Origin of the sequence: Tumidithrix elongata BACA0141, from assembly GCF_036349135.1 — a bacterium.
In the GTDB taxonomy this organism is placed as follows: domain Bacteria; phylum Cyanobacteriota; class Cyanobacteriia; order Pseudanabaenales; family Pseudanabaenaceae; genus Tumidithrix; species Tumidithrix elongata.
In genome coordinates, this window is record NZ_JAZBJZ010000053.1 from 19,997 (window position 1) to 31,910 (window position 11,914).

General features: G+C 45.8%; 14 protein-coding genes. 5 read left to right on the forward strand and 9 right to left on the reverse strand.

Features of this window, described 5'->3' with window-relative positions; all coding sequences use genetic code 11:
* Nucleotides 1–120: 120 nt before the first annotated feature.
* Complete coding sequence (locus V2H45_RS13850) at nt 121–1,035, forward strand: methyltransferase domain-containing protein (RefSeq protein ID WP_330484237.1); 915 nt, start codon at nt 121–123, stop codon at nt 1,033–1,035.
* Nucleotides 1,036–1,100: 65 nt separating this feature from the next.
* Here V2H45_RS13850 and hisA read toward each other — a convergent pair whose 3' ends face one another.
* Nucleotides 1,101–1,871: a 1-(5-phosphoribosyl)-5-[(5-phosphoribosylamino)methylideneamino]imidazole-4-carboxamide isomerase gene (hisA, locus tag V2H45_RS13855; RefSeq protein ID WP_330484238.1), complete on the reverse strand. Its 771-nt coding sequence runs from the start codon at nt 1,869–1,871 to the stop codon at nt 1,101–1,103.
* A gap of 236 nt (nt 1,872–2,107) precedes the next feature.
* On the opposite strand from hisA, the gene V2H45_RS13860 reads away from it, so the two are divergent.
* From V2H45_RS13860 to V2H45_RS13870, 3 genes are read left to right on the forward strand one after another with little or no spacing between them, the layout of a single operon-like run.
* Nucleotides 2,108–3,217, forward strand: a complete 1,110-nt coding sequence (locus tag V2H45_RS13860; protein WP_330484239.1) for a hypothetical protein — start codon at nt 2,108–2,110, stop codon at nt 3,215–3,217.
* Nucleotides 3,218–3,247: 30 nt separating this feature from the next.
* Nucleotides 3,248–4,648, forward strand: coding sequence for a UDP-N-acetylmuramoyl-tripeptide--D-alanyl-D-alanine ligase (locus V2H45_RS13865; protein ID WP_330484240.1), 1,401 nt, complete (start codon nt 3,248–3,250; stop codon nt 4,646–4,648).
* Nucleotides 4,649–4,688: 40 nt separating this feature from the next.
* A complete protein-coding gene (locus V2H45_RS13870) occupies nt 4,689–5,684 on the forward strand; it encodes a zinc-dependent alcohol dehydrogenase family protein (RefSeq protein ID WP_330484241.1) in 996 nt (331 codons plus the stop codon).
* 8 nt (nt 5,685–5,692) lie between these two features.
* On the opposite strand, the gene V2H45_RS13875 is transcribed toward V2H45_RS13870, so the two are convergent.
* The 7 genes from V2H45_RS13875 to V2H45_RS13905 all read right to left on the reverse strand — a co-directional run bounded on the left by V2H45_RS13875 (nt 5,693) and on the right by V2H45_RS13905 (nt 9,481).
* Entirely contained in the window at nt 5,693–6,376 is a 684-nt protein-coding gene (locus V2H45_RS13875) for a Crp/Fnr family transcriptional regulator (protein WP_330484242.1), read from the reverse strand.
* Between the two features lie 78 nt (nt 6,377–6,454).
* Nucleotides 6,455–7,231 carry an enoyl-ACP reductase FabI gene (fabI, locus tag V2H45_RS13880; protein ID WP_408648784.1) on the reverse strand — a complete coding sequence of 259 codons (777 nt, stop codon included), beginning with the start codon at nt 7,229–7,231 and terminating at the stop codon, nt 6,455–6,457.
* Between the two features lie 41 nt (nt 7,232–7,272).
* The gene (locus V2H45_RS13885) at nt 7,273–7,533 is read right to left on the reverse strand and encodes a YggT family protein (RefSeq protein ID WP_330484244.1); all 261 of its coding nucleotides are present in this window, start codon (nt 7,531–7,533) and stop codon (nt 7,273–7,275) included.
* Nucleotides 7,534–7,668: 135 nt separating this feature from the next.
* Complete coding sequence (locus V2H45_RS13890; protein WP_330484245.1) at nt 7,669–7,986, reverse strand: hypothetical protein; 318 nt, start codon at nt 7,984–7,986, stop codon at nt 7,669–7,671.
* Nucleotides 7,987–8,275: 289 nt separating this feature from the next.
* The gene (locus V2H45_RS13895) at nt 8,276–9,070 is read right to left on the reverse strand and encodes a DUF928 domain-containing protein (RefSeq protein ID WP_330484246.1); all 795 of its coding nucleotides are present in this window, start codon (nt 9,068–9,070) and stop codon (nt 8,276–8,278) included.
* A gap of 143 nt (nt 9,071–9,213) precedes the next feature.
* Complete coding sequence (locus V2H45_RS13900) at nt 9,214–9,372, reverse strand: hypothetical protein (RefSeq protein ID WP_330484247.1); 159 nt, start codon at nt 9,370–9,372, stop codon at nt 9,214–9,216.
* Nucleotides 9,359–9,481 (reverse strand): hypothetical protein, encoded by a 123-nt coding sequence (locus V2H45_RS13905; RefSeq protein ID WP_330484248.1) that lies wholly within the window; start codon nt 9,479–9,481, stop codon nt 9,359–9,361. The genes V2H45_RS13900 and V2H45_RS13905 overlap by 14 nt, the downstream gene beginning before the upstream one ends.
* Nucleotides 9,482–10,402: 921 nt before the next feature.
* Here V2H45_RS13905 and V2H45_RS13910 point away from each other — a divergent pair.
* Nucleotides 10,403–11,413, forward strand: a complete 1,011-nt coding sequence (locus tag V2H45_RS13910; RefSeq protein ID WP_330484249.1) for an RNA polymerase sigma factor, RpoD/SigA family — start codon at nt 10,403–10,405, stop codon at nt 11,411–11,413.
* Nucleotides 11,414–11,512: 99 nt separating this feature from the next.
* Here V2H45_RS13910 and V2H45_RS13915 read toward each other — a convergent pair whose 3' ends face one another.
* Nucleotides 11,513–11,851: a hypothetical protein gene (locus V2H45_RS13915; protein WP_330484250.1), complete on the reverse strand. Its 339-nt coding sequence runs from the start codon at nt 11,849–11,851 to the stop codon at nt 11,513–11,515.
* Nucleotides 11,852–11,914 lie beyond the last annotated feature (63 nt).

Sequence of the window (11,914 nt, forward strand, 5' to 3'; positions counted from 1 at the left end):
GAGCGATCGTTGACCAATGTCTATGATTGAATGTTCGGATTATCCAGAGTATCGGAGTAGAGCCCCAGTGCCTGCCCCTACCTAAATTCAGGCTGAATACCCAAATTTATATCAAAATTAATGCCAACTTTAAACGATCGCATTCGTCAGTTTTATGATCAGTCCTCTCTGCTTTGGGAACAGGTGTGGGGAGAGCACATGCACCACGGCTACTACCAAGCGGGCGAAACTAGTCGCAATAAAGATCGTCGGCTGGCTCAGATCGATCTGATTGAAGAATTATTAACTTGGGCAAATCTGGGAGAGGATTTCAGCAATTCAGCGCGGCAGGATGCATCCCGATCGCGAAGCGTTTCCGAAGGAAATAGGGAATCGCCGATTCAGGTCTTAGATGTGGGCTGCGGCATTGGTGGTAGTTCGCTCTATCTCGCCAATAAGCTGAATGCCAAGGTAACAGGAATTACGCTCAGCCCCGTGCAAGCCCAGAGAGCCACCCAAAGAGCAAAGGAATTTGGACTTAGCGATCGCACCCAGTTTCAAGTGGCGGATGCGTTGGCGATGCCCTTTGGCGATCGGCAATTCGATCTGATCTGGTCGCTAGAAAGTGGCGAGCATATGGCAGATAAAACCAAGTTTTTACAAGAATGTTATCGGGTGCTTAAACCCAACGGCAGACTAATTTTTGCTACTTGGTGTCATCGTCCCGCCGATCGGGATAAACCTTTATCCGTTGACGAGAAGGCACACCTACAGCGCATCTACGATGTTTACTGCCTGCCCTACGTGATTTCCTTGCCTGAGTACGAAGCGATCGCCCAGAGCCTCAACTTTCAAAACATCCAAACCGCAGACTGGTCAAAGGAGGTAGCCCCTTTTTGGGATGTTGTAATTGATTCTGCACTTACACCTGCGTCAATTTTAGGGGTTTTGCAGTCTGGACTATCCACAGTCAATGCTGCCCTCTCCTTACGCCTGATGTCACGCGGCTACGCCAGAGGCTTAGTAAAATTTGGTTTGTTGACCGCTTCAAAATAGCATTCAGCTTTCAGCATTCAGCTTTCAGGAAATCGCTAACAGCTAACAGCCCTTTTAACAAATAACTAAACGATTGCCGTTCCTACTTCAGGGGGTATGTCCTGCCATCTGCCATTGCTGACAGCCTTCAGAGCTTCTTCTAGGCGAATATCGCCCGTGTAAATGGCTTTACCTACAATGGCTGCGGATACGCCTAAGGGTTCTAAAGACAAAAGGCTGAGTAAATCAGCGATCGAACTAATTCCACCCGAAGCAATCACGGGGACGTTCACGCTCTCTGCTAAATGTTTGAGGGCATCTAGGTTAGGCCCCTGCATCGTGCCATCGCGATGGATGTCTGTATAAATAATTCCTGCTACGCCCACATCAGTCATTCGCTTCGCCAGATCGGCAGCAATCACCTCCGAAGTAGTCAGCCAGCCTCGGGTGGCGACACGTCCTTCACGGGCATCAATGCCCACTAAAATTTGTCCGGGAAATTCAGCACAAATATCGGCAACCAACTGCGGCTGTTCTACGGCGATCGTGCCTAAAATTACGCGGCTCACCCCTGCGCCAAGCACTGCCATGATCTGATTGCGATCGCGAAGCCCTCCGCCAACTTGGACGTGAATGGGAATAGAACGTGCGATCGCTTCAATCACCTTGAGATTTTTAGGTTCTCCCTCTTTTGCCCCGTTTAAATCAACAACATGAAGATACTTGGCTCCCTTGCTATACCAGTTCTGTGCCATTTCTACTGGGTCTTCACCAAATACCTCTGAGCGAGCATAATCCCCTTGGTATAGCCTCACGCAGCGTCCATCTAAAATATCAATCGCCGGAATTACATCCATGTTGTCTACCTCGTTTCCAGATGCCTATTCTAGCTAGATAAGGGCGATCGTGGTGTAAATGTAGTTGAAACTCTAAATACTGGAATACCTCTTGAGAAATCTGTGAAGTATCAGTCGGCTCGTGATTATGAGGAGGTTAATATCATTTATGCTTAATTTATCTATGTTTTTCCATTTATATATTTTTATCAATTTCCATAAATTTGACGGTCAAATCTAATAAAAAAATGATTTCTATGACTACTTCTTCGGACGAACCTTTTGCAAAACAAAATTTAGCTTTAGATATAGATTCACCCACCAATTCCTTAGCCCAAATCTGGGCGAAAAAGTACGTTCAAGACTTGTTAGTCGATCCTGCGACAGAAGAGGTTCCATCGGACACCTCAAACCTAGAGGTGGTTCTTTCTAGCCAAGGTAGAGCCGCAACGGTTGAAAAATTGCAACAGGCGCTACGTTTTACCAGTGCCCAAGCTTGGGCAAAAACCGAAGAACTTTTGGCGCAGCAAGTACAAAGGCATCGGATTAATCCAGAACTGATCGATCCTTGGCAAATTGCGGTAGATTCTCGGTTCCTGTTTGAAAAGGCGCTAGGTGTTTATACAGAGCAAGCTCCTACCCGTGCCGTTTCACTCATGCTAGGCACTGTACATACATCTACTTCCCTAGAGAGCGCGACAGAATTGCCTGCCCCCAGCCGTCTTTCTGTCGCGATCGCGCAAGATGTTGGCAAGATTCGGCATAAGTACACCTCTGTCGATCCGAGAATTATTGGCTTTGTGAGTATGCAGTTTCACTATAGCGGTCAGTTACTTTTAGATTTGCTTTCTCCTGTGGAGCGAGCCGTTGTTGCCTCTTACTTTAAGGTGATTGACGATCATCTTTACATGCCTTTACAACGTTCCTATGAGGCTGCTGCTAACCAATCGGACTTTAATTCGGCCGCACTATTAGCTGTGCGGCAGTTATTGCCCATTAGTAGTGAAATCGCCAAAGCGGTGTGTGATAAAGTGGCTGCCATGTATCCAACCTATCGCTGCTATAGTGGCGAACTAAGCTCCGCCGCCATTAAAATCTCTAGCCTCAGAGACACAGAAATGTTTCAGGTTTACCTTTGCCTCTGTGTGCTCGAAGGAAACTATGCCTCCTTGCAACAAGAGTTATTCCCTCTCTGTGTGATGCTATATCCCCCTTTGCAGGTTAGCTGGGAGTTAATCCGAAATATGTTGCGTTTGGTGGGACAAGAAATTAGCGATCGCCTTTCCGAAGAGCATATTAAAGAATTTAGACCCTATATTCGAGCTTTGTGGGAAATGTTTTCAAACGATGTGGTATCTCAAGCTTGATAATAGCGATCGATCTAAAAGTAGTTAAACATGACCTGCAACTGTTCAATTAGCCAAGCTGCCGCTGCGATGGCAGCCACTGCTGTATATATAGACCCAAGTACGAGACTTAATGGGGTTAGCACCGACAGTCGAAAGCTCAAGCAAGACGAGCTTTTTGTGGCTTTAACAGGTGAAAATTTTGACGGTCATGGCTTTGTGTCCAAAGCGATCGCCCAAGGCGCAGTTGCCGCAGTAGTGAGCAAGCAATGGTGGGAAGATTGGCAAAAACAACAGGTCGATCCGATCGCTTTACCGATGCTAGTTGTGGCAGATACGCTCAAGGCATACCAAGACTTAGCCAGATGGTGGCGGCAGCAAACAAATTTGCCAGTAATCGCTGTTACAGGATCCGCAGGGAAAACCACGACTAAAGAGCTGATTAGTGCCTTGCTCGGTTGTTGCACCCAAGCCGATAAACGCGTTCACAAAAGTACGGCAAACCATAACAATGATATTGGTGTCGCCCAGACGTTATTGGCGATCGATCCGCAGCAGCACCAATTTGTGGTTGTAGAGATGGGTATGCGCGGCAAAGGGGAAATCGCGCGGCTTGCCAAGGTTGCCTATCCAACCGTGAGCGTCATTACCAATATCGGGACTGCCCACATCGGTAGACTGGGTTCTCAAGAAGCGATCGCTTCGGCAAAATGCGAACTACTGGCTGAGATGTCCGCAGAGGGAATTGCGGTATTAAATGCCACGGATTTACTGCTCCTGTCAACCGCAAAACAGGTATGGCATGGGCAAACGCTCACCTATGGCTTGGATGTCGGGGATGTGAAGGGGGAATTGGTGAGTGGCAAGCTTCAGATTGACGAAAAAACTTGGGAGATGCCTTTAGCAGGTCGTCATAATGCCATGAATTTTCTCGCTGGTTTGGCAGTACTTAAAGCACTAGGACTAGACTGGCAACCCACGATGCAGGGAATTGGGGCGCTAGATTTGCCCTTTGGTCGCGCTCAGATTCATCACCTGACTGATGATGTGATTATTTTGGATGAGACCTATAATGCTTCGCCCGAAGCAACGATCGCTGCCCTACGTCTGTTAGCCGATACCCCAGCCCGTCGGCGTTGGGCAATTTTAGGGGCGATGAAAGAGTTAGGCGAGATGTCAGAAAAGTTACATCGGCAAGTGGGCGAAGTTGTCCGCAATCTTAATATCGATCGCTTGATCGTGCTGTCAGATGGCGAAGCAGATGCCATTGTCACTGGAGCCGACAGGCAGGCAGGATTTGTGGCAACCTGTCACAGCCATGCTGAAATTACCCAAATGCTATTGCAAGAAGTAAAAGCAGGCGATCGCTTGTTATTTAAAGCCTCACGGTCTGTCGGTATGGATCGGGTCGTGCGAGACTTTCAGGAAGCATGGCAAAGCCAAAGGGTATAACCCTCTGCAAGAAAGCTATGAAACAAGAAAGGCATGAAATATGAAAGCAATCTTATTCACAACTGCGGGTGAACCAGAGGTCTTACAACTGGCAGAGGTTCCTCAACCCACCATTCAGACCCCAACAGATCTGCTGATTCGGCTCAAGGCGGCTGGGATAAATCCCATTGATACGAAATTACGGCGCAGAGGCACGTTCTATCCCGAAAAAATGCCGGCTATTTTGGGTTGTGATGGCGCGGGCATTGTCGAAGCAGTAGGCTCTGACGTCAAGCATTTTCAAGTGGGAGATCCTGTCTACTTTTGTCATGGCGGGCTGGGAGGACATCCTGGAACCTATGCCGAGTTTGCGATCGTTGACGAACGCTGGGTTGCCCCTAAGCCTACGTCCCTATCGTTTGAAGCGGCGGCAGCTTCACCCCTCGTCCTAATCACAGCTTGGGAAGCTCTCTACGAAAGAGGAAGATTAGAAGCAGGACGCAAGGTATTAGTTCATGCTGGGGCAGGTGGTGTCGGTCATATCGCCATTCAACTGGCAGCGCTCAAGGGTGCTAGTATTTGTACGACAGTTGGTTCAGCGGCAAAGGCTGACTTTGTGCGCCAACTGGGAGCAGATCAGGCAATTCTCTATAAGCAAACGGACTTTGTCCAAGCCACGCTCGACTGGACAGATGGGGAAGGGGTGGAGCTTGCCTTTGATACGGTGGGCGGTGCAACCTTCGCGCAAACGTTTCCTGCCGTACAGATCTATGGCGATCTGGTGACGATTTTAGAGCCCGACCCTACAACAAAATGGAAAATTGCCCGCGATCGCAACTTGCGAATTAGTCTCGAACTGATGCTAACTCCGATGTTACGAGGATTAACCGATCTACAGCGCCATCAAGCCCAGATCTTAGCTGAATGCGCGCGACTATTTGACGAAGGGAAATTACAAGTCCATGTCAGTCAATCGTTTCCTCTTGCCGAAGCCGCTGCCGCCCATCGGCTTTTAGAGCAGGGTTCGATCGCAGGTAAGGTTGTGCTGACGATTTGAACTACGTCTTACCTAACCGTTGCCAATTGGGTCATTTGCTTGAGGTTGACGATATTGAGGAGTTGGTTTTTAGCATCGATTTGGATCCAAGCTTTCTCAATAATTTTTTCAAGCACCTTAGTGGTGTCGTCAACGCTGACTTCAGAAAGATCGGCTAGATCTTTAATGGGGAGATTAAACATTTCAATGCCTGCGTCCGTCTTTTTGCCATAGGACTCCGCTAACCCCATCAACACATTGGCAATGCGTGTAGCTGGCACTTGCTGCCGTAGCTGAGCCCGTTGATTGGTGCGGCGTAGCCTTCTTACCATTAATTGCAACATGCGGTGATGTAGCTGCGAATCTTTAAATAAAAACTGAATAAACCGTTGAGCAGGGATACTCAGCAATCTTACGGGGGTAAAGGCAATTACATCCGTTGAGCGGGGAGATTCGTCTAAAATCGCCATTTCTCCAAAAAAATCACCCCTTCCCAAAACTGCCAAGGTTGTAGCATCTTGATTTCTTAGAGATCGCACCTTGAGCCAGCCTGACAGGATGAAATAGACCGCATTGCCCCAAGCGTCTTCCATCAAGACAGCTCGTCCTGATGGATAGTCGCGCTCAACTGCCTCAGACAACAACCACTCTAGGGTCTCGGCATCGGCTGCATCAAATAATGGAAATAGCTCACTGAAAGTTTCAGTCTGCATGGGAATTCAGGAAGTTGATATATTTGCTAGATAACTTATCTAATTGCTGACCTGCAAAGACTGGTGAAATCGGCTGAGTTAGGCTCCCATCACTTCATAACCACAGTCAACATAAATAATTTGCCCTGTGATAGCGCTGGACAGATCGCTTGCCAAAAAAGCCGCAGTATTGCCAACTTCTTCTTGAGTGACCAAACGCTTTAATGGAGCTGTTTCTTCAAAGTGGTGCAGCATCTTATGAAAGTCTCCGATCGCTGCGGATGCCAATGTCCGAATTGGCCCAGCCGAAATACCATTGACTCGAATATTGGAAGCCCCTAAGTCAGCAGCAAGATAACGCACGTTCATCTCTAGCGCTGCTTTTGCCGTACCCATAACGTTATAGTTGGGTACGACCTTCACCCCACCCAAATAGGTCAGTGTAATTACACTACCACCCTCTTTCATTAAAGGCTTAGCGCCACGGCAAAGTTGAATCAAAGAATAGGCACTGACATCAAGGGCTAACTTAAACCCATCTCTAGAGATATCGGTGAAGTTTCCAGAGAGCTCATCTTTGTTAGCAAAAGCCAAACAGTGAACTAAGATGTCCAGTTTCTCCCACTTTTGTGCAACAGCGTCAAACAAGCCATCAACCTGTGCGTCGTCTTGGACATTACAGGGTAACAAGAAGGAAGGTGAAAAGGGGGCTACCAGTTCACCAACCTTGCCTTTGTTGCGATCGCGATCGTCGGGTAAATAGGTAACCCCAAGCTTTGCCCCTGCCTCATGCAGTTTTTGTGCAATACCCCAAGCGATCGAACGATTGTTGGCAATACCAGTCACAAGTGCTGTTTTGCCGCTCAAATCTAACATATTCGTCATTTACAGATTTTCTAGATACTACCTACTAAATATTAATAGATAGGTACTGATGCCAACGCTCTTTGTAGTAGGGTTAATGCAAAAAAAGCGAGCATTGGAGAAAAATCTATGCCACCGAGCGGTGGAATAATCGAGCGAAAAAGATTTAAATAGGGATCCGTGATTTGGCTGAGGGCAGCAAAAGGCTGAGTTTCCCATCTTACATTTGGGAACCAAGTCAAAAGTACGCGAATAAATAAGAGGGCTAGGTAGATAGAAATAAACGAAAGCGCCGTACTAAGGATCATTTCCATAGGAGTTTCTAGAAAATTGTTTGGTCAGTATGATGGAAACATTCTAACCCTGTCTCGAAATTTTAGACATGGAAATCTTAAACACAAAATAAATTTGGCGAAGGTTTAGGCTAGAAATTTACGGTTTGCCCCAGTTCAAGCATCATTTATTTCAGAATTGGAGCGCACGAGAGACTGTCTACGCCCGTTTCCTTCAGCTTCAGCAAGTTCTTGACTTACTGCATCGATCGCTTGATTGAGTTGGGCAATTTTTTGCTCTAGGCTACGTCTTGCGATGTCATTGGTTGCAGCATCATTAGACTGCTTTAGATCTTGACCCGTTGTGTCAGATGAAAGACTTTCTGGATCGGGCTCAGACTCACTCAACTTAGAGGCAATTACTAAACCTAGTACACCTCCCACAAGTGTCCCCAATAGAAACCCACCCAAAAAATTCCCTGACTTATCTGCCATATAATTGCCTTGAGAGTCTAGACATAGACGTTAAAATAACCGAGACACTGTAACGTAAGTTAACCAAAATTTGGTCTAAAGGGATATGTTGAACTTGCCTAAGGCAAGATTGCTAGGTCATAACCTTCAAGTTAAAACTCTAGAATCACAGTTTCAGCCTATCCCGAACTGACATTATTGGTGCTTGATTTCGATGAAATCATAACATCTTCGATCGCATCTTAGTACTACCTTTAGCTGCGATCTCCCAGCACTTTGAGCGAGCGTCGGCTCTCTTGGCGATCGAACCTTATGGCAGCTTTATCTGTAGGGGCGTTGAGCTTTGAGAAATCTTACAGAGCAACATTTGGATGTTTTCGTCTGCTTTTTTCTTTTTCTCTGGATCTTGCTCGTTAGACTTCAAGTTTAAGCCCTCTGTCAATAATGCTTTGCGTTCTTTAATTGCCACATCATCTTTGGGATGAGCTTCGATCCATTGGCTGTAAGCATCTAAGGCATCATACCAATAACGCTCTTTAGCTAAAATACGAGCTTTTTCCAAACCCGAAGAGGATTCACTCAATGCTTTGACCACTTTAGGATCTTTGTCAAGTAAAACTAATGCATTTAAATTGACATCATCAAGTCCTCTTTTCCAGCGTAACTGTAGGCGTTGAACCTTCCCTTCTACTAGACTAGGTGCTGAGCTAGGTAGCGTGAATTTATACAGACCTACTTCCTTTCCACTTCCTTGTACGTCAAAAAGATTTTTTGCCTCTTGAGTTGGGTTTTCCCTTAAATAAAGCCTCATCTTAAAGCCTGACCGGTTTTCATTCTCGTTAGCGGAAACGTACCAGTAGAGGGTAGGACGAGCAGATAGGGTGCGAGCGCCATCTGGGGGAACTAATAAAAGCACGCTCGGTAGGTCGCCGCGAATAGCTCCACCTTGTACAGAACTACCGCTCATACCCAATCCGTAGGACTGACCTCTTTGTGCTTCTACGGTTGAGGTGATTGCTACTGTTCCCACTAAGGTTGAGAGGCAGAGTGTGCCCAAGATCAAAGCTGGTCTTAGTGATTTGATTGGTTGCTTAAAAGTAAACATAACAATGAACCTGTGAGTTACTGTTGATTTTTTCTGATTGTGTTGATGATATTCACTCTGTCGGAATAACCCCCCAGCAAGTTCCCGCACCCTGGCTTAAATATTTAGCAATTTGCCAAAATTTTGCCTGTTGTATAGGAAAACTAACTTTTGGTTAGCTTAGCTGCGATCGCTTCGGCCATTTCCTGCTTACCGACGGAGGTAACATCCGCAGAAGCAAGCTCGTAGGTGACATGAGTTCCTTTGCCGATGACATTCTCAACCGCTTTTTGTAAGCGATCGGCAGTATCAGGCCTGCACAAGTAACGCAACACCCTTTGCGACACCAGTTGCTTCGACTGCTGTTTGTGTAGCTTGAGCTACCACTGGATCGATGCCGTCTCCTCTAATCAACGTTACAGAATGTGCCACAAATTTCTCCCTGAATGAACCTGAATGAATAAATGTTGTCACAAACTTGATACTAAGAAAATGCTCAGAATCACTTGTTCGCGTCAACCTCATCAATAGTAAATCCGATCTAGATCACAAAGCAGTCAATCTCAGCATTCTCAGCCATAAATTTTAAACTATAGAAATCTACAACTGCGTCTTTTATGAACCTTTCTACAGTCGCAAATCTGTTTAGTAAATTTTAAAGATACATCTCTCGTAAGGGCGAAGCATTCGCAAAGAGATGCCTTGTATGATGGCTTAGCTTGTTACCCTTTACCCGTAAAAACGATAAAGGAAGTTTTGTGAGCGAACTTTTTTATGTAGCTATAAATTCGGTTGAGTGAAATGAAAATAAGAATTTGGGGAATAATTTAATATAATTCCAAGCTTTTCTATTTTTAAGAAACAATTCAATCCAGTCTTAAGTCCTATAGTTCACAAACTTTTAACTAGAAAACCACTTACTTTTTATTCTGGAAAATCTAAATCCAAATCTAAGAATGCAACGTAGAAGGTAAAGAGAATGATTCAAATTTTACACAATCTAAACTTAATGACTTTTGTTTAGTTTTCACAGTTTGGTTTCAATCGTCCAAGAAAATATCTCAGAATGAGTCTAAATACTTACCCAAAATCACAAAAAGGTAGTACGATCCGCCCTTTGACTTTTCTTGTTTGTCTGTAATAATATTTAATCCAGAAGAATAAATTAAATAAGGCTGATCTAGCATTCTACGCGATTAGCTTGAGACAATTGGCAAATAAGCTGCTCAAGTTTACAAAAGTTTAAGATCGAATTATTGAAATCGATTTTAAACTCTAAAACTTTAGTCACATAGTCAATTACGCCTCATTTTTCTGGATTTGGAAAAAAGGAGTTCAGTGGAAATAAACCATATGCCGAAGCAAAGACTGACCCAATCCACACCAAAGACAGCAGATAGGCAATCTAGTAAGCAGTTAGGTCTATCTGCTGACATGGTACGCACATACTTACACGAGATCGGCAAGATCCCGTTGCTCACAGATGAGGAGGAGATCATCTATGGGAAGCAAGTGCAGCAAATGATGGAAGTTGTAACCACGCAAGAGACGATGTCTCAAAAGAGCGATCGCCTCCCAACTGAAACAGAATGGGCTGATGCCGTCGGTATGTCAACGGATGCCTTGACAGAGCTGATGAAACAAGGCACTAGAGCCAAGCGCAAGATGATCGAAGCGAATCTGCGGCTTGTGGTTTCTGTTGCCAAAAAATACCAAAAGCGGAATCTCGAACTTTTGGACTTAGTGCAAGAGGGAACCTTGGGACTGGAACGTGCTGTAGATAAGTTCGATCCGACCAAAGGATTTAAGTTCTCTACCTATGCCTACTGGTGGATTCGTCAAGCGATTACCAGAGCGATCGCGCAGCAAGCTAGAACGATTCGTTTGCCCGTTCACATCACCGAGAAACTCAACAAGATCAAAAAAGCGCAACGTCAACTTTCGCAAGAATTAGGACGCGTCGCAACTGCTGCTGAAGTCGCGCAAATATTGGAAATTAAACCCGAACAGGTACGTGAATGTCTATCGCTTTCGCGACAACCCGTATCTCTCGACCTGAGAATTGGGGACAACCAAGACACGGAGCTAGCTGACTTGTTAGAGGATCAAACCCATTCACCCGAGCGCTATGCTGTGAATGAGTCCTTGCGGGATGGCATTGCCGATATGTTGAAAGAGTTGCCTGACAAGCAAAGACAGGTGATGATCATGCGCTATGGTCTGGAAGATGGACAGGAAATGTCCCTCGCCAGCATCAGCAAACGTATGGATCTAAGCCGAGAGCAAGTAAGGCAATTAGAGCGTCAAGCTATGGACAGCCTGCGCAAGCGTAAAGCGAGAATGCAGGAATATATTGCTAGCTAAAAAAATTCAAACAATATTTTCTGGGGGTAGTTGTTCATCAACTATCCCTAATTTTTTGGTGTTCATTTCTAAACTAAAATTCTGGACTAAAATTTGGGGCTAAGGGTTGGGAATAGAGACAAAATCGAAGCCTGTGCCAGAGCGATTGCCCGGAGCGATCTTGACTAATAATGGCGCACCCAAGCGATCGCCTGAGGGTTGAAATTGTATTTTGCCAGTGGCTCCATCCACAGAGAAGCTAGAACTCGCTAAGACTTTTTGTAGCCCCTCGCGCGTGCCCGCTTGCCTCAGTCCACCCACAACTGCCTGTATGGCGTCGTAGGCTGTAGCGCTTCGCCAGTTTACATCCCCGCCCCAGAGTCTTACGGCATTCGTAGGGAAATTGCTGCCTGTGTTTGCAGTGGGATGCCAAGGTACGGTGACTACCATACCACTCACATCTTGACCTAAGAGAGTGTTTGAGAAGTTAAGCAAGACGTTTTAGGAGGATTTGAATCATCC

Excerpts from the sequence above, each read along its gene's own strand:
- V2H45_RS13850 (WP_330484237.1), top strand. The coding sequence starts at position 121 with ATGCCAACTTTAAACGATCGCATTCGTCAGTTTTATGATCAGTCCTCT.
- hisA (WP_330484238.1), bottom strand. The coding sequence starts at position 1,871 with ATGGATGTAATTCCGGCGATTGATATTTTAGATGGACGCTGCGTGAGG.
- V2H45_RS13860 (WP_330484239.1), top strand. The coding sequence starts at position 2,108 with ATGACTACTTCTTCGGACGAACCTTTTGCAAAACAAAATTTAGCTTTA.
- V2H45_RS13865 (WP_330484240.1), top strand. The coding sequence starts at position 3,248 with ATGACCTGCAACTGTTCAATTAGCCAAGCTGCCGCTGCGATGGCAGCC.
- V2H45_RS13870 (WP_330484241.1), top strand. The coding sequence starts at position 4,689 with ATGAAAGCAATCTTATTCACAACTGCGGGTGAACCAGAGGTCTTACAA.
- V2H45_RS13875 (WP_330484242.1), bottom strand. The coding sequence starts at position 6,376 with ATGCAGACTGAAACTTTCAGTGAGCTATTTCCATTATTTGATGCAGCC.
- fabI (WP_408648784.1), bottom strand. The coding sequence starts at position 7,231 with ATGTTAGATTTGAGCGGCAAAACAGCACTTGTGACTGGTATTGCCAAC.
- V2H45_RS13885 (WP_330484244.1), bottom strand. The coding sequence starts at position 7,533 with ATGGAAATGATCCTTAGTACGGCGCTTTCGTTTATTTCTATCTACCTA.
- V2H45_RS13890 (WP_330484245.1), bottom strand. The coding sequence starts at position 7,986 with ATGGCAGATAAGTCAGGGAATTTTTTGGGTGGGTTTCTATTGGGGACA.
- V2H45_RS13895 (WP_330484246.1), bottom strand. The coding sequence starts at position 9,070 with ATGTTTACTTTTAAGCAACCAATCAAATCACTAAGACCAGCTTTGATC.
- V2H45_RS13910 (WP_330484249.1), top strand. The coding sequence starts at position 10,403 with ATGCCGAAGCAAAGACTGACCCAATCCACACCAAAGACAGCAGATAGG.